25 protein-coding genes and 1 other annotated feature are annotated in these 23,912 nt (G+C 41.9%); of the genes, 4 read left to right on the top strand and 21 right to left on the bottom strand.

Annotation, left to right across the window (positions count from 1 at the left end):
* Window positions 1–70: 70 nt before the first annotated feature.
* From trmFO to SST111_RS08070, 7 genes are all read right to left on the bottom strand, one after another.
* Window positions 71–1,405 (bottom strand): methylenetetrahydrofolate--tRNA-(uracil(54)-C(5))-methyltransferase (FADH(2)-oxidizing) TrmFO, encoded by a 1,335-nt coding sequence (gene trmFO, locus SST111_RS08100; protein WP_099810569.1) that lies wholly within the window; start codon window positions 1,403–1,405, stop codon window positions 71–73.
* Window positions 1,406–1,600: 195 nt separating this feature from the next.
* On the bottom strand, window positions 1,601–2,350 hold the full coding sequence (locus SST111_RS08095) for an HAD family hydrolase (protein ID WP_032510487.1): 750 nt from the start codon (window positions 2,348–2,350) through the stop codon (window positions 1,601–1,603).
* Between the two features lie 124 nt (window positions 2,351–2,474).
* Window positions 2,475–2,840 (bottom strand): 50S ribosomal protein L7/L12, encoded by a 366-nt coding sequence (rplL, locus tag SST111_RS08090; RefSeq protein ID WP_002936483.1) that lies wholly within the window; start codon window positions 2,838–2,840, stop codon window positions 2,475–2,477.
* Window positions 2,841–2,905: 65 nt separating this feature from the next.
* Window positions 2,906–3,400, bottom strand: a complete 495-nt coding sequence (gene rplJ, locus SST111_RS08085) for a 50S ribosomal protein L10 (protein ID WP_002936486.1) — start codon at window positions 3,398–3,400, stop codon at window positions 2,906–2,908.
* A 26-nt stretch (window positions 3,401–3,426) separates the two neighbouring features.
* Window positions 3,427–3,561: a sequence feature (ribosomal protein L10 leader region), on the bottom strand.
* Between the two features lie 416 nt (window positions 3,562–3,977).
* Window positions 3,978–6,071 carry a type I DNA topoisomerase gene (gene topA / locus SST111_RS08080; RefSeq protein ID WP_099810568.1) on the bottom strand — a complete coding sequence of 698 codons (2,094 nt, stop codon included), beginning with the start codon at window positions 6,069–6,071 and terminating at the stop codon, window positions 3,978–3,980.
* A gap of 92 nt (window positions 6,072–6,163) precedes the next feature.
* A complete protein-coding gene (gene dprA / locus SST111_RS08075; protein ID WP_099810567.1) occupies window positions 6,164–7,006 on the bottom strand; it encodes a DNA-processing protein DprA in 843 nt (280 codons plus the stop codon).
* 58 nt (window positions 7,007–7,064) lie between these two features.
* Window positions 7,065–7,622, bottom strand: a complete 558-nt coding sequence (locus SST111_RS08070; protein WP_029172336.1) for a sugar O-acetyltransferase — start codon at window positions 7,620–7,622, stop codon at window positions 7,065–7,067.
* 128 nt (window positions 7,623–7,750) lie between these two features.
* Between SST111_RS08070 and SST111_RS08065 the strand changes: the two genes are divergently transcribed.
* The 3 genes from SST111_RS08065 to trhA all read left to right on the top strand — a co-directional run bounded on the left by SST111_RS08065 (window position 7,751) and on the right by trhA (window position 9,350).
* Window positions 7,751–8,062 carry a rhodanese-like domain-containing protein gene (locus SST111_RS08065; protein ID WP_099810566.1) on the top strand — a complete coding sequence of 104 codons (312 nt, stop codon included), beginning with the start codon at window positions 7,751–7,753 and terminating at the stop codon, window positions 8,060–8,062.
* A 96-nt stretch (window positions 8,063–8,158) separates the two neighbouring features.
* Window positions 8,159–8,710: a DUF1836 domain-containing protein gene (locus tag SST111_RS08060; protein ID WP_099810565.1), complete on the top strand. Its 552-nt coding sequence runs from the start codon at window positions 8,159–8,161 to the stop codon at window positions 8,708–8,710.
* On the top strand, window positions 8,700–9,350 hold the full coding sequence (gene trhA / locus SST111_RS08055; protein ID WP_099810564.1) for a PAQR family membrane homeostasis protein TrhA: 651 nt from the start codon (window positions 8,700–8,702) through the stop codon (window positions 9,348–9,350). Before SST111_RS08060 ends, trhA begins: the two co-directional genes overlap by 11 nt.
* A 35-nt stretch (window positions 9,351–9,385) precedes the next feature.
* Here trhA and SST111_RS08050 read toward each other — a convergent pair whose 3' ends face one another.
* The 5 genes from SST111_RS08050 to SST111_RS08030 all read right to left on the bottom strand — a co-directional run bounded on the left by SST111_RS08050 (window position 9,386) and on the right by SST111_RS08030 (window position 13,294).
* Window positions 9,386–10,393 carry a YdcF family protein gene (locus tag SST111_RS08050; RefSeq protein WP_099810563.1) on the bottom strand — a complete coding sequence of 336 codons (1,008 nt, stop codon included), beginning with the start codon at window positions 10,391–10,393 and terminating at the stop codon, window positions 9,386–9,388.
* Between the two features lie 2 nt (window positions 10,394–10,395).
* A complete protein-coding gene (locus SST111_RS08045; protein ID WP_099810562.1) occupies window positions 10,396–11,169 on the bottom strand; it encodes a ribonuclease HII in 774 nt (257 codons plus the stop codon).
* Window positions 11,156–12,007, bottom strand: coding sequence for a ribosome biogenesis GTPase YlqF (gene ylqF, locus SST111_RS08040; protein ID WP_099810561.1), 852 nt, complete (start codon window positions 12,005–12,007; stop codon window positions 11,156–11,158). Before ylqF ends, SST111_RS08045 begins: the two co-directional genes overlap by 14 nt.
* 99 nt (window positions 12,008–12,106) lie before the next feature.
* Window positions 12,107–12,595, bottom strand: coding sequence for a YkgJ family cysteine cluster protein (locus SST111_RS08035; protein WP_024416230.1), 489 nt, complete (start codon window positions 12,593–12,595; stop codon window positions 12,107–12,109).
* A 51-nt stretch (window positions 12,596–12,646) separates the two neighbouring features.
* Window positions 12,647–13,294, bottom strand: coding sequence for a Maf family protein (locus SST111_RS08030; RefSeq protein ID WP_099810560.1), 648 nt, complete (start codon window positions 13,292–13,294; stop codon window positions 12,647–12,649).
* A gap of 302 nt (window positions 13,295–13,596) precedes the next feature.
* Between SST111_RS08030 and SST111_RS08025 the strand changes: the two genes are divergently transcribed.
* The gene (locus tag SST111_RS08025; RefSeq protein ID WP_099810559.1) at window positions 13,597–14,826 is read left to right on the top strand and encodes an IS110 family transposase; all 1,230 of its coding nucleotides are present in this window, start codon (window positions 13,597–13,599) and stop codon (window positions 14,824–14,826) included.
* 136 nt (window positions 14,827–14,962) lie between these two features.
* On the opposite strand, the gene nt5e is transcribed toward SST111_RS08025, so the two are convergent.
* The 9 genes from nt5e to SST111_RS07980 all read right to left on the bottom strand — a co-directional run bounded on the left by nt5e (window position 14,963) and on the right by SST111_RS07980 (window position 23,830).
* On the bottom strand, window positions 14,963–17,023 hold the full coding sequence (gene nt5e / locus SST111_RS08020) for a cell surface ecto-5'-nucleotidase Nt5e (protein WP_180274043.1): 2,061 nt from the start codon (window positions 17,021–17,023) through the stop codon (window positions 14,963–14,965).
* A gap of 130 nt (window positions 17,024–17,153) precedes the next feature.
* The gene (locus SST111_RS08015) at window positions 17,154–18,425 is read right to left on the bottom strand and encodes a dihydroorotase (RefSeq protein ID WP_099810557.1); all 1,272 of its coding nucleotides are present in this window, start codon (window positions 18,423–18,425) and stop codon (window positions 17,154–17,156) included.
* Between the two features lie 39 nt (window positions 18,426–18,464).
* A complete protein-coding gene (locus SST111_RS08010) occupies window positions 18,465–19,118 on the bottom strand; it encodes a uracil-DNA glycosylase (RefSeq protein WP_002939547.1) in 654 nt (217 codons plus the stop codon).
* Window positions 19,119–19,127: 9 nt separating this feature from the next.
* Entirely contained in the window at window positions 19,128–20,054 is a 927-nt protein-coding gene (locus SST111_RS08005; protein WP_099810556.1) for a glycosyltransferase family 2 protein, read from the bottom strand.
* Between the two features lie 108 nt (window positions 20,055–20,162).
* Window positions 20,163–20,795, bottom strand: coding sequence for an orotate phosphoribosyltransferase (gene pyrE / locus SST111_RS08000; protein WP_014637891.1), 633 nt, complete (start codon window positions 20,793–20,795; stop codon window positions 20,163–20,165).
* A gap of 132 nt (window positions 20,796–20,927) precedes the next feature.
* Complete coding sequence (locus SST111_RS07995) at window positions 20,928–21,254, bottom strand: inorganic diphosphatase (RefSeq protein ID WP_014735820.1); 327 nt, start codon at window positions 21,252–21,254, stop codon at window positions 20,928–20,930.
* Complete coding sequence (pyrF, locus tag SST111_RS07990) at window positions 21,247–21,942, bottom strand: orotidine-5'-phosphate decarboxylase (protein WP_024376226.1); 696 nt, start codon at window positions 21,940–21,942, stop codon at window positions 21,247–21,249. Before pyrF ends, SST111_RS07995 begins: the two co-directional genes overlap by 8 nt.
* 163 nt (window positions 21,943–22,105) lie before the next feature.
* Window positions 22,106–23,047: a dihydroorotate dehydrogenase gene (locus tag SST111_RS07985; RefSeq protein ID WP_099810555.1), complete on the bottom strand. Its 942-nt coding sequence runs from the start codon at window positions 23,045–23,047 to the stop codon at window positions 22,106–22,108.
* 9 nt (window positions 23,048–23,056) lie between these two features.
* Window positions 23,057–23,830 carry a dihydroorotate dehydrogenase electron transfer subunit gene (locus SST111_RS07980; protein WP_257211826.1) on the bottom strand — a complete coding sequence of 258 codons (774 nt, stop codon included), beginning with the start codon at window positions 23,828–23,830 and terminating at the stop codon, window positions 23,057–23,059.
* Window positions 23,831–23,912: the final 82 nt, after the last annotated feature.

Genomic DNA, 23,912 nt, shown 5'->3' with positions numbered 1-23,912 from the left:
CCCCTTTCCCTATCAGTTTACCATCTACCATCCAAGTTTTCCCGATACTTTTCGTCGGAAAACTATCGGCTTAAACCGTCAAAAACTCTTCCAAGTCTTTGAGGGAACGCTCTGCTATTGCCTCGTAACGCTCCTTCTTGTCGCGGATACGCGGTCCGTCCAGCTCCTTGATGATACCAAAGTTGACATTCATAGGCTGGAAGTGCTTGCTTTCGGTGTGGGTGATGTAGAATGGCAGAGCTCCGATGGCTGTGGTCTGCGGGAAGATGACTGGCTCTTCGCCACGGAAACGGCGAACAGCGTTGATACCAGCAACTAAGCCAGAGGCGGCAGACTCGACATAGCCTTCAACTCCTGTCATTTGACCTGCAAAGAATAGATTTGGATTTTTCTTGGTCGCAAAGGTCTGTTCCAATAAGTTTGGCGAATCCATGTAGGAATTGCGGTGCATAACGCCGTAGCGGACAAACTCAGCATTTTCAAGTCCTGGAATCATCTGGAAGACCCGCTTCTGCTCGCCCCACTTGAGATGAGTTTGGAAGCCAACAATGTTGTAAAGGCTACCTGCTGCGTTGTCCTGACGGAGTTGCACAACTGCGTACGGAGTCTTGTATTCGCCATCACGAGGCCCCTTGTAATCTTCTGGATATTCCAGACCAACTGGCTTCATTGGGCCATAGAGCATAGTTTTGATGCCACGTTTGGCCATGACTTCAATGGGCATGCAGCCTTCAAAGTATTTTTCTTTTTCAAAGGAGTTTAGCGGTGCTTCCTCAGCTGAAATTAAAGCTTCATAGAAAGCGGTGAACTGCTCCTTATTCATGGGAGCATTGAGATAGGCAGCCTCTCCCTTATCATAACGGGACTTGAGATAAACTAAGTCCATGTTAATGGTCGAGCTGTCGACAATCGGTGCTGCCGCATCGTAGAAGTAAAAACCGTCGCCACCATTAAGCGCGTGAATTTTTTCTGCCAAGGCGTCAGACGTCAAAGGTCCCGTCGCGATAACTGTAATCGCATCTTCAGGAATCTCTGTAATCTCGCCACGGATGACCTCAATCAGCGGGTGGTTGTGAATCTCATCTGTGACTGCTTGTGAGAAATTCTCACGGTCCATGGCCATAGCACCGCCAGCAGGCACACGGTGAGCCTCACCAGCACGCATGATGATGGAATCCAAGCGACGCATTTCTTCCTTGAGAAGGCCGACAGCGTTGGTCAAACTATCACCACGGAAAGAGTTGGAACAAACAAGCTCCGCAAACTTGTCGGTCTTGTGCTGGTGCGTTGGCTTGACACCACGCATCTCGTAGAGTTTGACAGGAATGCCACGCTTGGCAATCTGATAAGCAGCTTCTGAGCCGGCCAAACCAGCTCCAATAACGTTAATGTGGGTTTGAGACATGAAACTAATACCTCTAGCCAGAATATCTGACTACTGTTTGGGAATCCCCCAAAACAGAACCTTTCTAAATTTTATACCTATCTAGTATACCAGAAAATGGCTAGAAAAGACAAAACTACCTTCATTGAAATGAAAGTAGTTTCGCCTTTTTACATAATATATTTTATGTATATTCTTTGCTGTTCTATCGCTTATTTACAATAGCTCCGCTATATCTCCAACAACCTCAAAATTCCAACCAAGTCTCCTATAAGAGTCGATTTCTTCCTGACTATACGGGAAAGTATTCAGCAAAATGGAATCCATTCCCAATTCATGAGCAATAGCTATATCGGATGTCAAATCATTACCAACCATAACCGTTTCCTCAACATCAAGATTATTTTCCTCTAAAACCAGTTGAAGAAATGCTGGTTCAGGCTTCTTCATCTTAAAGTCAGAAGAGATATAAATTTTTTCCATCAAATCAGCACAACCTGTTATTTCTATTTCTGGTTGAGTAAAAATTCGTTGAGCATTGGAGAGAATAAATAATCGCACTTCTCTGTCCTTTAATGTCTGTAGACTAGTTAGGGTATTTTCATAAGCTTCTAACTTTTCACGTGAAAGCACGCGGAAAATCGTGGCTGCTACTTGCCCAAAAGTCTCTAAATCAGTCGGCTTATTGGTACTTTGGTTTTCATTTGGTGCATCCGTTAATAGGCGAATGAAGATTGTTTCTAAATCAATTTCGACATACTGATAACTCACTGTTTCCGCGAGAGATCTCTCTGCCTCTTCTACAAAACGATGATAGGCATTTTTCAACTGGCGCGGTCGATAGGAACAACCAAAAGCATTGTAAATCTGTGTTAGCTGATTCCAGACCTCTAGTTTATTCTCATCTGTACGAATGTCAACCAATGTACCATAAAAATCGAAGATATAGTTTTTGTAACTTTTCATGTCTTTCTCCCAATCTTTAGACAGCATTTTTTATATTATACCCCACAACGAAAACGTTTGCAATAATAGAACAAAAAAACCTACCACATCAGGTGATAGGTTTTTATTTTGATTGGAAACTCTATTATTTAAGAGTAACTGAAGCGCCTGCTTCTTCCAATTTAGCTTTGATTTCTTCAGCTTCTGCAGTTGCAACGCCTTCTTTAACCATAGCTGGTGCACCGTCAACAAGCTCTTTAGCTTCTTTAAGACCAAGACCAGTGATTTCACGTACAACTTTGATAACGCCAACTTTTTTGTCGCCAGCAGATGTCAATTCAACGTCGAATGAGTCTTTAGCTTCTTCAGCAGCACCACCAGCTGCAGCAACAGCTACAGGAGCAGCCGCAGTTACACCAAATTCTTCTTCGATAGCTTTAACAAGGTCGTTAAGCTCAAGGATAGTAGCTTCTTTAATTTCAGCAATAATGTTTTCAATGTTCAATGCCATTGTGATTTTCCTCCAATTTAGGTTTTTAAATAGTTTGTAGCACTAAGCAGCTACGCTCTGACGCATTAAGCCGCGTCTTCTTTTTCTGCAACAGCTTTGACAGCATATGCAACGTTGCGAACTGGCGCTTGAAGTACAGAAAGCAACATAGAAAGCATGCCTTCGCGGTTTGGCAATGTAGCAAGTGCTTCGATTTCTTCTTTAGAAGAAACTTTACCTTCTACAGCTCCACCTTTGATTTCAAGAGCATCAGCAGTTTTCGCGAAATCGTAAATTGTTTTAGCTGGAGCAACTGCATCGTTTGAGAATGCAACTGCAGATGGACCTACAAACAATTCTGCAAGACCTTCAAGACCAGCTTGCTCAGCAGCACGACGCAAGATTGAGTTTTTGATAACTTTGTACTCAACTTCTGCACCACGCAAGTTACGACGAAGAACTGTATCTTGTTCTACTGTCAAACCACGAGCGTCTACAACAACGATAGAGGTTGCAGCTTTCATTTGCTCAGCAACAGCATTTACTAATTCCGCTTTTTTAGCGATAATAGCTTCACTCATTTTTTTACCTCCGTTTTTATTTTGGGCTAGGCACAAAAAAATCGCACCTAAACCTAGACACGAAAGTACAAATACGTTTATCTCAATAATCGTTTTGTGCCTCGGTAGGATGTTTATGAGTCCAGCTCCCCTACTGTCTTAGGTCAGTTTTTTTCAAACCTCAATTATCATAACACAGTATTTTCAATAATGCAAGACTTTTCTCCTATTTTTTTAATTTTTTAAACATTTTTTCAAGCAGTATTGCCGTTTAGTTCGTTTTAGTTGTAGAGGTCAGACTTGGAATGTGAAACACGAATTGCTGTGATTTGCTTCGCAAATCTTATCTCCAACCTTTTTACCTCGATTTTTTCATTTCTAAGCTCAGGCTGAAACAGTTCACTGAACAGTTTCACTCCACTGGCCTGTTAAACCCAATCAACCACTGCACTGAGAAGTGACTTTGAATTTTTTGACCAGCCTCGTTTAAAGTTGAAAATAAGGAAACGAAGTTTCCTCGCTTGTCGAAGTAAGCTAAGATAAACTAAACATGACTCTAAAAAACAACTGCCATTCCCTTGAGAATAGCAGTTTAATCTTATTTAATCTTGTCTTCTTCGTAGTCACCATTTGGACAGACAACTTGTTTACCACCACCACGAACTTTTTTCTCAACGAGATAGTGGTCGCATTTCGGACAAGAACGCCCGACTGGCTTGTCCCAAGAAGTAAATTCACACTCTGGGTAGCGATCGCAACCATAGAAAAGACGATTGCGTTTACTCTTGCGTTCAATCACTTGCCCTTTTTGGCAAACTGGACAAGTCACACCGATTTCTTTAGTGATTTGCTTGGTATTGCGACAGTCTGGGAAATTACTACAAGCATAGAATTTCCCAAAACGTCCTAATTTAATAACCATTTCATGTCCACAAACATCACAGTCAAAGCCGGCTGGTTCATCCTTAATTTGGATTTTTTCCATCTGTTCTTCTGCCTTAGATAATTCTACCTTGAATGGCTGATAGAAACCGTCAATGACCTTCTGCCACTGCTCTTTCCCGATTTCTACATCATCCAATTTTTGTTCCATATCGGCTGTAAATTTGACATTGACAATATCTGGGAAAAATTCAACAATCAGCTTATTAACGATTTCTCCGAGTTCAGTTGGTTCAAATCGCTTAGCAGCAAGCTTAACATAATAGCGTTTTTGAATGGTTTCAATCGTTGGGGCATAGGTTGACGGGCGACCTACACCATTCTCCTCTAATGTTTTAATTAAGGTTGCTTCAGAGTAGCGAGCTGGTGGCTGAGTAAAGTGTTGTTCTGGATTTGTTGACGCGCGCACCACCGTGTCACCTTGTTCCATATCTGGCAACATTTTATTTTTATCAGCGTCGTTATAGACAGCCATATAACCATCAAATTTTACTTGGCTACCATTAGCAGCAAAGACAATACCATTTTGACCCAAACGAACACTCATGGTATCAAAAACTGCTGCAGCCATCTGACTTGCGACAAAACGATTCCAAATCAGTGTATATAGTCGCAACTGGTCCTTGTCCAGATATTTCGCAATTGATTCAGGTGTTAAGTTAACATTTGAGGGACGAATAGCTTCGTGGGCATCTTGTGCACCACTGGCATTTTTTACTTTATTACCATGCTTTGAATAGGTAGCACCAAAACGCTCCGTGATAAAGTCAGCAGCTTGTGCTTGTGCAACAGGGCTAATACGTGTTGAATCCGTACGCATATAGGTGATCAAACCTTGGGTACCACCTGTACCAAGACTAACACCCTCATAAAGTTGTTGGGCAACCATCATGGTTTTACGAGTACGGAAATTGATTTTATTAGCCGCATCCATCTGCATAGTAGAAGTTGTGTAAGGCAGAGGTGCATTTCGTTTGCGTTCCTTACGCTCAACCTGTTCTACTAAGAAATCATCCCCATCAAGTCGGGCGAGAATTTCTTTAACCTGCTCATTGTTTTCAATTTTAGTTTTCTTTCCATCTATACCGTAGAATGAAGCCTGGAATTTCTTGCTCCCTTTTTTGAAGGTTGCATCAATTGTCCAATATTCTTCTGGTTTGAAATTGCTGATTTCATTTTCACGGTCGATTATTAATTTGAGAGCAACCGATTGAACACGTCCTGCTGACAGACCTTTTTTGACTTTCTTCCATAAAATAGGTGATATGGAGTACCCTACAATACGGTCTAAGACGCGACGAGCTTGCTGGGCATCTACCAAGTCTAGGTTAATAGCACGTGGCTCCTGAAAGGCATTTTTTACTGCATCTTTTGTAATTTCATTAAAGACAACACGGTTTTTATCGTTTGCGTCCAATCCCAAAATGTGAGCCAAATGCCAAGAAATTGCTTCTCCTTCGCGGTCCGGGTCACTCGCGAGAAAGACTTGCTTAGCATTTTTTGCTTCTTTTTTCAAAGAATTGATGAGTGGTCCTTTTCCACGGATGTTGATGTACTCAGGTGCATAGTTGTTACCAAAGTCAATAGACATACTAGATTTCTTCAAATCACGAATATGACCAACTGAGGCAACAACCTTATAATTTTTACCAAGATACTTCTCAATCGTTTTGGCCTTGGCGGGCGATTCCACAATGACAAGATTCTTCTTGGTTGCTGTTTTTTTCTTAGTTACTGATTTTGTAGCCATTCTTATACCTTACAATTATTTTTAACCTCACAAAGAATATACTATTTTTTAATCAGTGTCAAGATTTTTATTTTCCTATAGGAAAACTTATTTTAAAATTGATAGTCCGAAAGGATGTCCAAACCTGATGTGATGCACTTTGCGCCTTCTTGAATCAAATGATGACAGCCATCTGATTTTCCATCTAAAATAGATCCTGGAATGGCATAAACTTCTCTTCCTTCTTCCAAGGCACGTTCGCAGGTAATCAAGCTACCAGACCGCATTTTTGCCTCACAAACCACCAAACCTTCTACCAAACCAGCGATAATCCGATTCCGTTCTGGGAAATGGTATTTGAGTGGCTGGGCACCCGGTTCATACTCTGTCAGCACCAAATGGTGTTTGCCAATGTAGGTCTGCAAGTCTTTGTTTTCTTTCGGGTAGACCTTATCCAAACCTGTTCCAATTACAGCAATGGTTTGGCCTCCATTTTTCAAACTGGCGATGTGGGCAGCCGTATCAATTCCTCTCGCCAAACCACTAACAATGACAAAGCGGTTATTGAGTTCCTTGATAATCTTTTGAACTGACTGAATGCCATTCTTGCTGGCATTTCGGGTACCAACAACTGCCAGCTTTGATTTTTCCAGCAATTCTAAATCCCCTTGATAAAACAAAAGGACAGGCGGATTGTAAATCTGTTTCAGTGCCAAAGGATAAATGTCATCCAAAATTGAAAATGATGGATACTTATTAAATTCCTCGCGACAGGCTTTTGTATCTAGATTCTTATAATTTTCCATAAATAGCACTGGATTTTTACATTCAGACACTACAGCGACATTTCGCAAGGTCAATTTTTTTCCGTGTTTTTCTTGATAGGCCAAAACTTTATTCACATTAAGATTGGTCAAACCTGCTTTTTTCCATTTAAACAATTCAAAATTATTCATTTTCTTCACCTCATCTAGTCTATTCGCAAGGCAAAGAAAAAATTCTCCCGAGGAAGAATTATTTTTTAGGTATTTCTTTGATAACACGCGCAGGATTGCCAGCCAAAACGACATTATCACCAAAAGACTTGGTCACAACTGAACCAGCACCAACAACCACATTGTTGCCCAAGGTCACGCCTGGTAAGATAATGGCGCCACCGCCAGCCCAGAAATTATCGCCAATGGTAATGGGAGAGCCATATTCCAAACCAGAATTTCGTTCATCAGGATCTAGTGGATGAAGTGGAGTTAGCAACTGTACATTGGGACCAAGCATGGCATTTTTCCCAATGGTAATGGGACAAACATCCAACATGGTACAGTTGAAATTTGCGTAAAAATCCTCACCAACATGAATATTGCTACCGTAATCACAGTAGAAATTTGGCTCCATGTAAATCCGCTCACCTGTAGCTCCAAGCCAGTTTTTCAATCGCTCAGAGCGGGCTTGTCCATCTAGTTCTTCGTTAAATTTTTTCATCTGTTGGCGGGCAAAGGTTCGCATCTCTCTCAATTCAGCATCTGCTGCCATATAAAATTGCCCAGCTATCATCTTTTCTTTTTCTGTTGGCATACCCCTACTCCTTTTTTCTTCTTAATACATATCATAGGATTTCTTATTCTAAAAGTCAATCTTTCTTGACAAGTCCAGCTAAGATTTGGTATTGTTCTTATTAATTTAAACCAACGAAAGAGGGAATCATGCAAGAAAAACATGAACAAACTATAACTTTGACTGCTGCAGAATTGATTGAGTTGATACAAACTGAATCGGTGCAATTGCTAGATGTTCGTGACCCAGAAGAATATTCAGTTGGTCATATTGGTGGTGCTATTAATTGTCCCATGGATCGGATTGCCGCATTTGATGGACCAGTCGACCAACACTATCTCCTCATCTGTAAGAGCGGAAAACGTAGCAAGCTGGCCAGAGAAATCCTGTCATCTAAGGGATTTAAGGCAAATGATATTGCAGGTGGCATGGATGCTTGGGACGGATTGATTGTGAAATAAGGGTATTTCGGAAAGGAAGCATCCTTTTTCTTTACTTTATTTTTTAAAAATTATATAATCTAGTTATCATTACTAGATAAAAGAGAGTAGATAATCATGAAACAAACCATCCCCTACTGGCATGAACTGCCAGACTTGGACCTCTATTTAGACCAAGTTCTGCTCTATGTTAATCAAGTAGTCAATTCTCAGGAAAGCCTTGAACAGAAGAGTTTATACTCAATGAAAATCAACAGTAGCCTAGGAAACGAAGCCGATGATAGAACTGGGGTTCATCAAGGCAAGTTGACAACTGATAATGTTGATTTTCGAAGAGTATTAACGGCTGCCATGATAAACAACTATGTCAAGCACAAGCAGCTCGAAAAACCTGTTAAGAAAAAATACCAAAAACAGCAAGTTGCCCGCTTGATTGCCTTGACTATCTTAAAAAATGTCTTTTCCATTCAAGAAATCAGTCAGACCTTACATCTTCTTCTTCAATATAGCAATTCAGAAACCTTATACAATCATTTTGTTGACTGCATGCGAAACGAGGAAAATGAAGAAACGCCTGACATCATTCGCTACGCTTGTCAATCCGTCAAACTCTACTACAAAACCCGTCAACTCACTATGGAGTTAGAAAGGAGTCACCATGAATCCTAGTTTGAAATTAAGTCTAAAACTTTCATTTGGTGAAGAAGTCGCAAATAGTGTGACACATGCAGTAGGGGCCTTGCTTATGCTGATTTTACTCCCTATTACTGCTATTCATTCTTTTCAAGACTATAACATGACAGCGGTGGTCGGCATGTCTATCTTTGTTATCAGTCTATTCCTCATGTTTATTTCTTCTTCAATCTATCATTCTATGCCCTATGATTCCATGCATAAGTACATTCTGCGCATAATCGACCATAGTATGATTTACATCGCTATCGCTGGGAGCTACACACCTGTTGCCCTATCCTTAGTCGGTGGTTGGCTGGGCTATCTGATTGTTGGTTTGCAGTGGGGATTGACTATTTTCGGTATACTCTATAAAATTTTTGCTAAAAAAATAAACGAAAAATTCAGCCTCTTCCTCTATCTCTTTATGGGCTGGTTGGTGGTCTTTATCCTGCCAGCCATTCTTCAAAAAACTGGACTTATTTTCGGAATTTTGATGCTGGCTGGTGGCTTGTCTTATACTATTGGAGCCCTCTTCTACGCCAAGAAAAAGCCCTACTTCCACATGATTTGGCATCTCTTTATCCTATTGGCTTCAGCACTGCAGTACATCGCCATTGTCTACTTTATGCTATAAGAAAACAGCTTCTAGAAAACTAGAGGCTGTTTTTACTACATTAAACTGATGATCATACCAAGCAGATAAAGAACTGACACGATGCCCAAAAACACCAAATGCACCTTTCGGCTCATGACTACATAGCCTACAAATTCCCGAATGAAGGCATTAAGGCTAAAGTAAAATTTGGTTTTGGCGCCATAGCCGATACATTTGATTTTCAATTGTCGGGCCAATAGCAGAGCTCTGAAAACGTGATAGTAATTGGTTACAAGTGCAAATCGACTGCCAGGTTTCATCAGGGCATAGGAAAATTTCAAGTTTTCTTCTGTGTTGGTCGATTGATTTTCGATGAGAATGTCTTCAGCAGGCACTCCTTTCTCCAAGGCATAATTTGCCATAGCTTGACCTTCAGCTATGAGTTCATCAGGACCTTGTCCGCCTGACATGATGAGCTTACTGCCAGGCTGTTTCTGGTAAATCGCTATGCCTTTGTCAATCCGCGAAGCCAAAAGTGGCGTCACCTTGTCACCAATCAGACCTGCTCCCAAGACCACTACATAATCAAGCTTTCCAGGGAAAAGATTAACCAAGTTGACAAAGCTAGATGTCGTATAAAGCATGCTGATGATAATGGCATAGGACACTAAAAATCCAACATAGACAAACACCATATTGAAAAAACTGATACCAGAAAGGGTGCTTGCTACAGACGGTGCGATAAAGAGATAAAAAGTTAAGCCGATAGCCAATCCTAAAGATAAAAAGTTATGGAAGCGCACACCTTCTCGCTTCAAAATCCGAAAACCATTTAGATAAAGTGTGAAAAGCAAGACAAATGGACCACTTAAGAAGGCTAGTGCCAATACCATTGCCAGAGCGATTGCCAATAACCGCAAGATTTCATTCGTTTCTAAAATACCTGTTGAAACAATCCAAGCCAAAGCCCAGACCAGGATGTTCAAGACAAATAGGGAGATAAAAATCGACCGCCGCTCCCAGAAATAGACGAGAGCAAATAGACCGATAGCCGCTAAAAATAACCAGAAAAAGACTGTCAAGACTAGTTTCCTCCTGCTAGCATAGATTTAATCGGCTCAAAGGTCTTTCGGTGAATGGGCGTAATGCCCAGCTTATTCAAGCCTTCTAAGTGTTCTGCTGTTCCGTAACCTGCATTCTTGGCAAAACCATAGCCAGAAAACTCCTTGTCATAGTCCGCCATCATCTTATCCCGCGTCACCTTGGCAACGATAGAGGCAGCTGCGATAGATAGGCTATTGGCATCTCCCTTGATGATGGAAGTTTGCGGTATGGGCGTGTCCAACTTCATAGCATCGATGAGCAGGTGGTCAGGTTTCTGGCTTAATTTCTCCAAAGCCTCCAACATGGCTAACTTGGTCGCCTCGTAGATATTGACCTGGTCGATGACAGCTGCATCTTTTATTCCCACACCGACTGCCACCGCTCGCTCCATGACTTCTTGGTAGATGGCTTCATGCTTGGACTTAGGGATTTTCTTAGAGTCGTTGAGGTAGCGGATTTTGCACCCTTTGGGCAAGATGACCGCCGCTGCCACCACAGGACCTGCTAGAGGCCCTCGGCCGACTTCGTCGATACCAGCGATGAACTCCACCCCATTTTCATAAAGAGCTTTTTCGTAAGATAGCATAGCTTCTAAGCGAGCATCTTCTGCTGCTTCTTTTTCCAGCTCCTTACGGCGTTTCTTGATAGCAGTCTGGACCCCTGCTCGCTCATCCTGAGATAGTTCCACCCAGACAGGGCTGTCTAGACTGTCCACCTGAGCCAGCAGAGCAGTTACTTCCTTAATCGTTGCCATCTAAGTCACTCACCCTGTCTAATGTATAAGTACCCAAGCGACCGTCCCGAATGTCCTTGACAAAGAGATTGTAGAAACGGTCATAATCATCACGGAAGCCCAATTTCTTGGTCCAGTCCATTATAAGTTCAGGTGTTTCCTGCTCCAAATCCATGCCCTTGAACCGCTCTTGTAGACGTTCTGGGTAGTTGGCTTTGAAGTAGTCCAAACCAAAAATGGTGACTTCGTCCATGGGCAAGAGTTGGTCCTTGATAGCCCCTGTCAGAGCCAACTTAAGTCCAACTTCCTGGTCCTCAAATTTAGGCCAGAGTATCCCAGGTGTATCAAGGATTTCAAGGTCTTTATTGGATTTGAGCCACTGTTGGCCTTTCGTCACACCTGGTTTGTTGCCAACAACGGCAATTTTCTTTCCAGCCAGACGATTCATGAGAGTGGATTTTCCAGCGTTTGGAATACCGATAATCATGGTCCGCAAGGTCTCCTTTTGAATCCCTCTTTCGCGGAGACGTTCAATCTTGTCTTTCATCAGACTCTTGGCTGCGTCGGTCACCTTTTTCACCGTCGCTTGCTCTTTTGAGTTGATAGCAAGGGTACGGATGCCTTGACTTTCAAAGTAGCTCTGCCATTCTTTTGTACGAACTGGGTCTGCTAAGTCGACCTTGTTGAGAATCATGAGCTTGGGCTTGTCGCCGACAATCTTGGTCAGCATGGGGTTTTGGCTAGATAGGGGCAGGCGAGCATCGACCAAAATGGTCACGAAATCAACGTGCTTGATGTTATCCTGCACCTGCCTGCGAGCTTTTGACATGTGGCCCGGAAACCATTGAATAATTGCCATGGGGTCCTCCTAAATATGATTCATTGAAAAAAGCCGTAAAAACGGCTTGTTTTTTTATTATTATAGCAGAAAATCAATATTTTGTCTTACTTGTTCCTCTTAAATTCTCTCCCGTAACTTTTCGACAAAGAGATAGGCTGCGGGACAAATCAGAGTATTTTTTATTGTTAAATTGTTGATTTGATAAATCTTCTTGCGGTCAGTATGCGGAAATTCTCGACAGGCTTTGGGACGAGCATCATAGATACTACATAGATTATCGCCTCCAAGAAAGGGACAGGGCATGGATTGAAATACCTTATCTCCGTCCTCATCCACACGCAAATACATATCCTCAAAAACTGGAAGTTTCATGCGCAAATACTTGGCAATTCGGGTAATATCTGCTTCTGTAAAGAGTGGTCCCAACGTTTTACAACAGTTGGCACACTCTGTACAGTCGATTTCAGAAAATACTTCGGCATGAATATCTTGAACAATTCTATCCAAATTTTTAGGTGCTTTTTTCTTCAAATTTGCTAGAAATTTTCGATGTTCTCCTTGCTTCTGCTGGGCCAATTGCTTGTATCTTTCAATGTCGACGGTCATAAACTCTCCTTTTCGACCACTATTATACCACAAACTAGCTATTGAGCTCTGCTATTTTTCAAAACCTTCTTCAGAAAAAATCCTGCGGGAAACTTCGGCTACAGGTAAACCAATAATGGTGTGAATATCCCCAGAAATACCTGCCACAAAGCGTGGATCCAGCTCCTGAATACCGTATGCACCTGCCTTGTCGAGTGGCTGCTTTTCACGGATATATGATTGAATAACCTCTTCAAGGGCTGGATAATAGTCGACAAAATCAATCTGTGCAACCGTATAAAAAACATCCAGTGAGTGTCTTGTCCGTAGGCAGACAGATGTTACAACGTGATGACTCTTTCCAAAATAGGAACGTAACATGGTTTCAGCTTCTGCCAAATCTTGAGGCTTGTTAAAAATTTGCCCATCTGACACGACGATTGTATCCGCAGAAATGTAGAGATGACCAGTTACCAAATCTATGTCCGATTTGGCTTTGGAAATTTCACAACAGGTTTTTGCAGCTCGAGTGAGAAAATCATCTGTAGCGAATTGTTTCATAAAATGTTCTTCGATACCACGCTCATCCACTTCAACTGATGCGATTTGTGGTTGTAAAAATTCCAATAATTGTTTACGACGCGGGGAGTTGCTAAGCAGAACGTAAGAACTAATCTGCTCACGATCCCCCTCTTTTTGATATTGAAATACAGTTTGCATGTTTATAATTCATTCCTTTCGTTTCACTCAAGGCACAACACTGAATGAAAAAGTGCTGTACTCTTTATTTTGGACTATAATTAAAGTGAGAAGACCTATCACTACTACAAATCACGTGGAGGAGAGTAAGTGAGTAGTTCAGCTACTACCTCGTATGTTTATAGGTGTGGCTCATCCCATCAAACACAACTAAATTGTGATAGTAAGCACGTAAACTTATAATTGGATAAGCAACTCGTTTGTGAAAGGGATGGGCAGTCAAGGGATAGGCTCTTCTCAAATTTGGCGAAGGGAGACCCCTCATGTTAAAAATCATTTACCCCAATTGTTGTGGCATTGATGTGCATAAAACCTTCATCGTAGCGGTTGTTGCCATCACCGACAAACAGGGCATCACGAGCTACCATCGTAAGCGTTTCTCAACCTTTACAAATGGACTAACTCAGCTACGAGACTGGCTGGAATACTATTCCTGCTTTGATGTCTGTATGGAATCTACTGGTAAATACTGGATTCCTGTCTTCAATATCTTAGAAAACGCCTGTAACATCTGCTTGGCTCACCCCAAGTATGTAAAAGCGATTCGTGGGAAGAAGACTGACAAGAAGGACGCACAATGGATTGCCGACCTCTTCAAACATGATTTAGTCGCTTCTAGCTTCATACCTCCGCTCAAAATCAGGCAACTTCGGGACCTCTTTCGCTACCACACGAAGCTCACGCAACTTCAGGTTAGCGAGAAAAATCGGTATCAAAATTGTCTCACGTGGTCTAACATCCAGATTGCAAGTGTCGTTTCCGATGTTTTCGGAAAAAGTGCTCAAGCCATTATCAAGAGCATCCTTGACAATTCGGAAGACAAACCTAATATAGAGCAGCTAGTTCACAAGAGAATGAAGGATAAACTTCAAGACTTAGAAGCCTCAATTGAGGGAGATTTGACACCCGAACAAGCTGAAAAAATCAGGATTATCAAAGCCTATTACGATGCCCTAGCTATTTGTAAAGAGGACTTAGAACAGATGATTCACGAACTAGGAAAAGAATACCAAGAACAGGTGAAGTTCATTCAAACCGTTCCTGGTTTTAAGAAAGAACTCTCTGCTCTTCGAATCATTTCTGAAATTGGAGCAGATATGACTGTTTTTGAATCTGCTGGAATGCTCTGTTCTTGGGCTGGTTTAGTTCCTGTAAACAATGAAAGTGCTGGAAAGAAATACTCCACTCGTATTTCCAAAGGTGGGAGATATCTCAAACCATTTCTTGTCCAAACTGCTAACGCCGTTGTCAAATCAGAGAAGCATCCTGAGTTGCGAAATAAATACCTTAAACTCAAGAAGCGGCGTGGGCATGGAAAGGCGATTATCGCTATCTATCGCAAACTTTTAGTAGCTATTTACCAAGTCCTTCTAAAAAAAGAAAATTACAATCCTACCTTACAAGGCATAACGGAAGTCAGAAATCCAAATAAGACAATGTCTATAAAAGATGCCATTCGTTTTGCACAACAACATGGTTTCAATGTAGCTTAATTTTAAAAATCAGGTTTCAAGACCTCTTTTCAGTGTGCCAAAAATTGGGATAAACAATAAGTCAATTAACAGTTATCTTTTTCAAACTTCCTCCAGTCAAAAACAGAGTCCGAAGACCCTGTTTTCAGATGATTGATTAATTTTCTTTTCTACGACCTACTGCCATGGCCAGTCCTGCAAGACCTAAACCAAACAGGCTGAGCGTCAGATTCATCTGGTCACCAGTATTTGGCAAGACTCCTGCTTTTGTAGTTTTTACTGGACTTGCTACTTCTGGTTTTTTATCTCCTACTTTCGGAGAATCAACTGGGGTCTTCTTGTCCGTTGCTGAAGTATTTTGTACTTGATTAGATGGTGAATCTGGATTTGAGGCTGGATTTTCTGGATCAGTATCCAATAAAATTTCGATAAAGTCTGGGGAGCCATCTTCATCCGTATCAATGCTTGAATTTACAGGAATGATACGTGAATATGGGTTGACAACCTCATAAGCTGATAAGTCAGCTGTCTTTAGGTATTCAGCAAAGACGCTGTCCATTGAAGGACCTTCTTCACGTGCTCCGCCAAGCATTGTGTAGCCATCACCACCAGCAGCAAGGAAGTCATTTGTTGCTAAATAGTACGTTTTTTCAAGATCCAAGGCGTCATATTCGCCAGTCTCTGGATTAAGAATACCGATAAGAAGAACACGTTCTTCTACAGGAAGAGTTGGATCGTAGAATACATTTGCTCCTGAAATGTGTAGGAATCCACCACTAGCTTCAAAGAGCGGCATACCATTTTCATCTAAAAGCATCTCGCCAGTTTCTGGATTCACTTGCAATGTAGATGATAAAGATTTGGTAAACATATCATAAATTTGCTGACCAGTCACAGTGATTTGAGAAACAATGTTACCAAATGGCAAGACTGCAATAATATCACCTTTTGTAACAGGCTGATCTTTAGCAATTGTTGCACGTAGACCACCACCGTTAGTCACAGCAAGGCTAGTTTTGTTTGAAAATCCTGTTTGACCATAGGCATAAATCGCATCCGTCACTGCATTCCCCAAGTTGGTTTCACGAACACGCACGTTTGAGCGGTCTCCGTTTAATTCCACTGGGTTATTTTCAATAACTACTTGAGCATTTTCAGCTTCATATTTTGCTTTAATTTCATCAACCAAGGCTGCGATTTTAGCATTTGGCGTCACGTTCTTAGTATCCTCAGCAGAAATCAAACTAGCTTCACCCAATAATTTATCGGATTTCAAGGTTACTTTACCAATATTGTTCAAGTAAGAGCCTGTTTGATTATAAGTAACGTTATCTCCATAGGTAGTCGCTTCTACCGTGTGGGAATGACCATCAATAACAATAACACGTTTACCAGCTAATTTACTATTTTTAGAAAGTGCTTCAGCAAGAGTTGAGCCTCTCCATTCAACAGGTGTTGTAGAATCGACACCTAGGTGAGCTAGAATGATATAGTTCTTGTAAACACGATTATCTGCTAGAGCACGCGCTTCCACTTCGTCAATCACTTTATTGACTTCTGTGACTGGGTCGGTAAACGTTACTCCCTCAACATTTTTCGGATGGGTTTTTGTAGCAGTTTCAGGTGTTGTTACACCGATAACTACAAATTCATCACCTACAACAGTTGGAGTTTTATCGACGATAGTTGAAGCTTCAAAAACACGAGCGCCATTAACGTAAGTGTTAGCACTCAATAGCGGGAAGTTCAAAGTTTCCTTGTACTTGATTGCTTGATCCATCCCAAAGTCAAATTCATGGTTACCAACAGCCATTGCATCATAGCCGACTTGGTTCATGATATTGGCGCGGTCTTCACCTTTTGTAGAGTTGGAAATTGGAAGTCCTTGGAAGGCATCACCAGCATCTACTACAATTGTATTTTCTACTTTGGCACGTTCTTCTTCAATGACTGCCGCAGCCTTAGCGTCACCGATGACATTCTTTTCTTCAAGAATGCGACCGTGAACGTCGTTTGTGTGGATAATAACTGCCTCTACTGTTTCTTCCGCAGCAGGAACAACAGTTTCCTCCGTTGCTACATTTTCAACTGACGTTGCTGGCTGATTGGTTGTCGTAGCTGCAGTCGTTGTCTCAGCAGCTTGTACTTGTTGAGCTAAAACAAATGGAGCCAACAAGAGTGTGGACATTACAGGCAACAAGATTTTTTTCTTTTTCATAAATAGACCTTTCTTCGGCATTTTTTATATCTCTATTATACACTTTTTATCAAAAAACAAAAACATTAAAATCGCTTACATGCAAAAATAGTTCGAAATAAGCGAATTAGCTATCTAATCCGCTCATTTCCTATTTACCAAATACTATTTGTCCATTTGCAATGGTGTAAAGGACCTGTCCTTTCAGACTATCACCAACAAACGGAGAATTAGCAGACTTCGAGGCAAAATCCGCTGTGACCAACCGATTTGCATTTGGGTCAAAAATAACAAGATCAGCTGGGCCATTTTCAGCAAGATAGCCAGCATCAAGACCATAGAGCTCGGCTGGATTAATAGTCATTTTCTCCAACAATTGCACGAGTGTCAGATGCCCTTCTTCCACCAGATGCGTCAAACCAAGTGAAAGCGAGGTTTCCAAGCCTGTCATTCCTGAAGGAGCTTGCGTAAGGTCCTCTACATTTTTCTCATCTGCGTGATGAGGTGCATGGTCCGTCGCAATGACAGAGATAACACCAGATTTCAACCCATCAATCACAGCCAAGCGATCACTTTCTAATCGTAGTGGCGGATTCATTTTAGCATTGGCACCTTTTGTTAGAAGTAATTCTTCTGTTCGTGAAAAATGTTGGGGTGCTACTTCTGCTGTAACATTTGCTCCGAGACCTTGAACAAATTCAACCACCTTGACCGACTCGGCTTTGGATAGATGCTGGATATGAACACGCGCACCCGTTTCATAGGCAATCATGACATCGCGAGCGACCATGCTGTATTCTGCTACGCCAGTTGCTCCACAAACATGAAAATGTTTTTCAGCTACTTGCTCGTTGAGTCCCAAGACACCATTCAGGTCAGGGTCTTCTTCATGCAGACTGATGAGACAGCCTTGCTCTTTGGCTAATTTCATAGCTTTTCTAACCACGCCAGCATTTGTCAAAGGAATACCGTCGTCCGAAAAGGCCACCGCTCCAGCTTCTAGCAAAGCAGGAAAATCAGTCAGATTTTGCCCATCGAAATGATCTGTAATGGTTGCCACACTATAAATGTGAATAGCTTCTTTTTTAGCGGAATCCAATACTTCTTTTAAGGTTTCAACATTTGAAATCGTCGGATTAGTGTTAGCCATCATGACAACAGAAGTAAAACCACCCGCTGCTGCAGAAAGAGCTCCTGTATGAATATCTTCTTTATGGGTCTGACCTGGCTCCCGAAAATGCACATGAACATCGACCAAACCAGGAGCAACGACTAATCCTGTCGCATCAATCACTTCTTGTTCAACATCTTCTGAAATCGACTCCGCAATCTTAACAATCTTACTTCCGTCCATCAAGATGTCGCAAACCTTGTCTAAACCAGATTGCGGATCCAATACTCGACCATTTTTCACTAATAACATTCATATTCTCCTTTGTAGTACCAAAGCCATTATCATCTACTATCGCAGCCAATCAATTCCTGTTCTGCCTTGTGAAGTCAAGTAGGCATTTGCTTGTGAGAAGGGCTTGCTTCCGAAGAAACCTCGATAGGCTGAAAGAGGGCTTGGATGAGCAGATTCGATAACCAGATGTTTTGGATTGGTTATCAACGCCTTTTTCTTGCGAGCATATGCACCCCAAAGAATATAGACAACAGGCTGGTCTAAGCTATTGACCACCTTAATAACAGCGTCCGTAAATGGCTCCCAGATTTGCCCTGCATGTCCATTTGCCTGACCTGCTGGAACAGTTAAACAAGCATTGAGCAAAAGCACACCTTGTTCCGCCCATGCTGTCAAATCATGATCTTGCTTGACGCCAATATCATCCGTCAATTCTTTTAAGATGTTTTGGAGAGATGGCGGAGCTGGTACCGAGTTTGGCACAGAGAAGGACAAGCCCTGAGCTTGACCAGGTCCGTGATAGGGATCCTGTCCCAAAATAACTACTTTAACCTCTTCCAAATCCGTTGTTTGAATGGCAGCAAATACCTTCTCACGAGGCGGATAAATGGTTCCACCAGCATAAACATGATCTAAAAACTGATTGATTTTACCAAAATAATGCTCTGGCAACTGTGCCTTTATCAATTCGTGCCAAGCTGAATGTTCCATAAACTGCTCCTAGTTTGAACTTTTCTCTTTAACAATATAAATCGGACGTTTCTTCGTTTCCAAGAAAACTTTTGCCAAATATTTACCGAGAATACCAATGGTCATCAACTGCAGACCTCCCAAAAATAGGATGATACAAATAGTCGACGGCCAGCCAATTGTAGGATCTCCGAACACCAAGGTTTTGAAAACCACAAAGACCATTAGAACTAGCGACAATAGGAAGGTGAAGAAACCTGTATAGGAGGCAATATTCAAAGGTGTATCTGAAAAATTGATGATTCCTTCAATAGAATAAGAAAGCAATTTCCAGAAAGACCAACTAGTTTCGCCAGCGACCCTCTCAACATTTTCATAGGGCAAGTATTCTGTTTCGAATCCTACCCAAGCAAAAATTCCTTTTGAAAAGCGATTGTATTCAGACACTGATAGAATGGCATCTACCATGTGACGACGCATGAGACGGAAATCACGGGCACCGTCTACTACCTCGACCTGGCTGATTTTATTCATCAATTTGTAGAATAATCTTGCAAAAAAGCTACGAATCGGTGGCTCACCATCTCGACTGACACGACGGGTTCCAACGCAATCTAAATCTGGATTTCCATCCAACATAGCCTTCATTTCCATCAACATTTCAGGTGGATCTTGTAAATCAACATCCATGACAGTCACTAGCTCACCTTGCGCAGCTTGTAGACCTGCATAGAGAGCAGCTTCTTTCCCAAAATTCCTTGAAAAGGAAAGATAGCGAACAGCTCGGTCTTGACCAGACAATTGGCGTAAAACCGTTAATGTCCTATCCTTTGAACCATCATTGACAAAAATATACTCAAATTGTTCCCCCATCTCCTTACGAACTTTCTCCATAGCATCGTAAAAATAGGGAATTGCCTCTTCTTCATTAAAACAAGGCACGATAACTGAAATCATCTATCTCTCCTCATACGGTCAATTATTGTATTCTCAAAATACGTTAGAGACTATTATACCATTTTACAGGATAAGTTCCCAGAAATCGTGCGTGGGCTTATTTTAAATCTAGTCTTCCTGCCAAGTTTCTTGATTTTGACGGAACTTTTTAAGCAGATTCAAACCATCTGCATTGATATATCCCTGTACTTTTGCGACCTTGATTAACTCTGAATAATTGCTAAGCGTCACCAATTTCACGCCAGCATTATCAAAATTACGATCTGCCTTTGGCAATTCATAGGTAAAGATTGCCACAACACCAATAACGTCAGCGCCTTCACGCTCAGCTGCTGCTACGGCATCTAGAACAGACCCTCCAGTAGAAATCAGGTCTTCAACGACAACCATTTTTTGTCCCTTGACGATGCGACCTTCTAATTGGTTCCCTGCACCATGGTCTTTTGGTTTGCTACGGATATATGCAAATGGCAAATTCATCCGATCTGCAATGATAGCACCATGAGGAATACCTGCTGTGGCAGTTCCGGCAATCACCTCAACCTCAGGAAATTCCTCTTCAATTCGTTGAACAAAGCCATCTTCAATCAGATTTCGAGTTTCAGGATAAGATAGTGTAATACGATTATCTGTATAGATAGGGGATTTGATACCTGATGCCCATGTAAATGGCTTTTCTGGACGCAGATGAACTGCCTTAATATCCAATAAGTGTGATGCGATTTCTGTTGCTAATGTCATAATAGACCTCCTTCTAAATGCGTACCATTACAACATGACCATCCCGCCGAATAGCCTGTCACTCCTAAAGTATTGGTTCAATCTATGAACCCTATAAAATATTTATCCCTGTTGAATTCTTACAGACTTCTCCTAGTCCACCATTTCAATCCATGAATCAAAATACTGTTCAATGAAATTGGTTTTCTCTTTTATTTCTGTCACGGTAAGTTTTTCATCAAGACCTGTCAGAACCCATTTATCCTCAACATCATCTCTGCGATGTATAATCGCGACCAATTTCCCCTCGAAGGATGTCAAGGGCTGCCGAACAGCTTTGGAAATGATGTAAACATCTTGCTCTTCACCATCTCCAGCCAATAGATTTGGGACGTAGCCGTAATTAATGGGGTACTGGTTGCCAAATTTATCAATATACCCGAGAGGTCTATCAATTATAATCTGATAAATCTTATCCACGATTCCACTCCTCTTTAATAGACAAATAGGTCTGGTAAGGATGTTCTGATTTTGTAATCGGGCGACCTACTACGATGTAATCACTACCGATTCGAGCAGCATCTGCTGGTGTCATAACTCGTTTCTGATCGCCTACTTCACCGCCAGTCGGACGAATCCCTGGCGTCAGGCACACAAAATCAGAACTTGTAGCATCTTTAATCAAAGCCACCTCATGCGCTGAACAAACCACCCCATCAAGACCAGCTTCTTGTGCTCTTTGAGCATAATGAACAACTGCTTCCTGCAAACTAGTCTGTATATTCTGGTCCGTTCTCATCTGCTCCTCTGAGGTAGAGGTCAACTGAGTGACCGCTATTAAAACAGCATCCTTACCCAATCCCCTTCGTGCTGCCTGCATCATCTCAACACCACCAGCAGCGTGAACGTTGGTCATATCCACACCGAGTTTTGCCAAGACTTTCATAGCCGACTCGACGGTATTAGGAATATCATGCAGTTTCAAATCTAGAAAAATACTGTGACCGCAGCCTTTCAAATAATTGATAATACCTGGTCCCTCCGCATAATACAACTCCATTCCAACCTTTACATAGAGTTTCTCATCTGGTGGGAACTGTTCCAAAAAAGACTGGACTTCTTCTTTACCTGCAAAGTCAAGGGCAATAATTGGTCTTGTTTCTTTCATAAAATCCTTTCATTTACACAAAAATCCCTGCCAAATCGGTCAGGGATGTGCACGAATTCAGCTTGAAAATCACTTTCAAGCATATTACATGACACCTTCCTAGCCTCTCTGGACTTAATTAAAGGAGATATTTTCTTTATATTACTCTTTTATTTTACCTTTGTCAACGCTTACCCAAGCTTTCTCTAACTTCTTGGCGTAAATTTTCTAATGTGTCAATCCCATAAACATCCATACGTTTTGGTAAATCCTTGATAATAGTTGGACAGGCAAATGGGTCTGTAAAGTTGGCCGTTCCAACCCCGATGGCTGAAGCTCCTGCAACCATCATCTCTATAGCCTTGTCCGCCGTATCCACACCACCCATACCAATAATTGGTAAATCAGTCATCTGAGCAACCTGACGAATGAGTTTGAGAGCAACCGGAAAAACTGCTGGACCTGACATTCCTCCTGTACCATTTGCCAAGATTGGTTGTCGAGTTTTGAGATTGAATCGCATACCAACCAAGGTATTTATCATCGTCAAGCCAGTCGCTCCAGCATCCTCAGCAGCCTTGGCCAATAGAGTTATGTCTGCCACACTTGGTGTCAACTTAACGTAAACAGGTACAGATGAGGCTTCGACTGCTGCTTTTACTGCTTGATAGGCTAATTCTGGCACCTGTCCAATCAAGAGACCATTATTTCCGTGGTCCACATTGGGACAGGAAATGTTCAGCTCGATAGCTTTTACGTTTGGAGCCTTTGAAATTTTCCCTGACACATAGGCATATTCTTCATTGGAAAAGCCAGCTACATTGGCAATGATTGGCAAGTCTGGGAAATGTTGCTCTAACCATGGTAATTTTTCGGATAAGACCGCCTCAACACCCGGATTTTGAAGTCCAATGGCATTGAGCATACCTGCCGGCGTTTCAGCCACACGGGGAGTCGCATTGCCATAACGAGGATGACGGGTAGTCGCCTTAATCATAATGGACCCAAGCTGGTTAAGGTCATAATAATCTGCATACTCCTGACCAAAACCGAAGCAGCCAGAGGCTGGAATGATGGGATTTTTCAAGTCCAAGCCTGGTAAGGAAATCGCTAATCGTTTTGTCATATCAACCTCCTACAAAATTAGACTACCTGTCGCAAAGACTGGACCTTCCTTGCAGACACGCTTGTTCTCGTGTTCTTGTCCCTCTTTGGGTTTGACAACACAGGCATAGCACGCCCCCATCCCGCAAGCCATCCTAGCCTCCAGTGAAATGTAGGCATGAGGATGTTCCTGAAAGCGTTGATCAACATAGTTCATCATAGCTGGTGCCCCACATGAGTAAATGGCTGCAAACTCGTTTGTCAGCTCTTCAACAACCGTTGCGACATTCCCCTTACGCCCATAGGAACCATCATCCGTTGTGACATAAACTTGACCATACTTGGCTAGTTCCTCTTCCAAAATGACGGCCTCTTTGGTGGCAAAGCCAATGACTGACGTGACATTGACACCACGGTTCGCCGCCTGTTTCGCCACTTCCACCAAGGGAGGAACACCGATTCCTCCGCCAATGATGAGAATGCGGTCTCCTTCTTTGAGAAAGTCTACTTCAAACCCTTTCCCAAGCGGTCCCATAACATCCAAATACTGCCCAACAGTCATTTTCGAAAAGACTTCCGTCCCTTGACCTTCCACTCGGTAAATAATCCGACATTGAGACTTATTCCGATCAATCTCGGAAATAGAAATCGGTCTCCGCAAGAGCATGGAATCATCTGGAATACGAATATGGATAAACTGCCCCATTTTCATATCTTGGACCATATCACCCTGCAAGATCATAGCAAATATACGTGGAGCAAGTTGGACTTGGTCCACCAGTAACATCTGTTCTTTTAAAATCATCTTTTCTCCTATTCTATATAACAATGACACAGAAAACAAGAAAGTCGATATAGAGAAAAAACCTTGCTGGCTAGCAAGGTTA

The organism is Streptococcus suis YS161 (assembly GCF_002760245.1).
GTDB classification, from domain to species: Bacteria; Bacillota; Bacilli; order Lactobacillales; family Streptococcaceae; genus Streptococcus; species Streptococcus suis_I.
This window is presented reverse-complemented; position numbering and strand designations above follow the sequence as displayed.

What these genes read in the sequence shown, in the direction of transcription:
- SST111_RS08030 (WP_099810560.1), bottom strand. Translation starts at nt 13,294, where the DNA reads ATGCAAACTGTATTTCAATATCAAAAAGAGGGGGATCGTGAGCAGATT.
- SST111_RS08005 (WP_099810556.1), bottom strand. Translation starts at nt 20,054, where the DNA reads ATGATTTCAGTTATCGTGCCTTGTTTTAATGAAGAAGAGGCAATTCCC.
- SST111_RS08065 (WP_099810566.1), top strand. Translation starts at nt 7,751, where the DNA reads ATGCAAGAAAAACATGAACAAACTATAACTTTGACTGCTGCAGAATTG.
- topA (WP_099810568.1), bottom strand. Translation starts at nt 6,071, where the DNA reads ATGGCTACAAAATCAGTAACTAAGAAAAAAACAGCAACCAAGAAGAAT.
- SST111_RS08015 (WP_099810557.1), bottom strand. Translation starts at nt 18,425, where the DNA reads ATGTTATTAGTGAAAAATGGTCGAGTATTGGATCCGCAATCTGGTTTA.
- pyrF (WP_024376226.1), bottom strand. Translation starts at nt 21,942, where the DNA reads ATGAAAGAAACAAGACCAATTATTGCCCTTGACTTTGCAGGTAAAGAA.
- SST111_RS08095 (WP_032510487.1), bottom strand. Translation starts at nt 2,350, where the DNA reads ATGAAAAGTTACAAAAACTATATCTTCGATTTTTATGGTACATTGGTT.
- rplL (WP_002936483.1), bottom strand. Translation starts at nt 2,840, where the DNA reads ATGGCATTGAACATTGAAAACATTATTGCTGAAATTAAAGAAGCTACT.
- dprA (WP_099810567.1), bottom strand. Translation starts at nt 7,006, where the DNA reads ATGAATAATTTTGAATTGTTTAAATGGAAAAAAGCAGGTTTGACCAAT.
- trhA (WP_099810564.1), top strand. Translation starts at nt 8,700, where the DNA reads ATGAATCCTAGTTTGAAATTAAGTCTAAAACTTTCATTTGGTGAAGAA.
- trmFO (WP_099810569.1), bottom strand. Translation starts at nt 1,405, where the DNA reads ATGTCTCAAACCCACATTAACGTTATTGGAGCTGGTTTGGCCGGCTCA.
- rplJ (WP_002936486.1), bottom strand. Translation starts at nt 3,400, where the DNA reads ATGAGTGAAGCTATTATCGCTAAAAAAGCGGAATTAGTAAATGCTGTT.
- SST111_RS08025 (WP_099810559.1), top strand. Translation starts at nt 13,597, where the DNA reads ATGTTAAAAATCATTTACCCCAATTGTTGTGGCATTGATGTGCATAAA.
- SST111_RS07980 (WP_257211826.1), bottom strand. Translation starts at nt 23,830, where the DNA reads ATGATTTTAAAAGAACAGATGTTACTGGTGGACCAAGTCCAACTTGCT.
- SST111_RS08035 (WP_024416230.1), bottom strand. Translation starts at nt 12,595, where the DNA reads ATGACCGTCGACATTGAAAGATACAAGCAATTGGCCCAGCAGAAGCAA.
- SST111_RS08060 (WP_099810565.1), top strand. Translation starts at nt 8,159, where the DNA reads ATGAAACAAACCATCCCCTACTGGCATGAACTGCCAGACTTGGACCTC.
- nt5e (WP_180274043.1), bottom strand. Translation starts at nt 17,023, where the DNA reads ATGAAAAAGAAAAAAATCTTGTTGCCTGTAATGTCCACACTCTTGTTG.
- SST111_RS08010 (WP_002939547.1), bottom strand. Translation starts at nt 19,118, where the DNA reads ATGGAACATTCAGCTTGGCACGAATTGATAAAGGCACAGTTGCCAGAG.
- SST111_RS07985 (WP_099810555.1), bottom strand. Translation starts at nt 23,047, where the DNA reads ATGACAAAACGATTAGCGATTTCCTTACCAGGCTTGGACTTGAAAAAT.
- ylqF (WP_099810561.1), bottom strand. Translation starts at nt 12,007, where the DNA reads ATGGCAATTATTCAATGGTTTCCGGGCCACATGTCAAAAGCTCGCAGG.
- SST111_RS08070 (WP_029172336.1), bottom strand. Translation starts at nt 7,622, where the DNA reads ATGCCAACAGAAAAAGAAAAGATGATAGCTGGGCAATTTTATATGGCA.
- SST111_RS08045 (WP_099810562.1), bottom strand. Translation starts at nt 11,169, where the DNA reads ATGGCAACGATTAAGGAAGTAACTGCTCTGCTGGCTCAGGTGGACAGT.
- pyrE (WP_014637891.1), bottom strand. Translation starts at nt 20,795, where the DNA reads ATGACATTAGCAACAGAAATCGCATCACACTTATTGGATATTAAGGCA.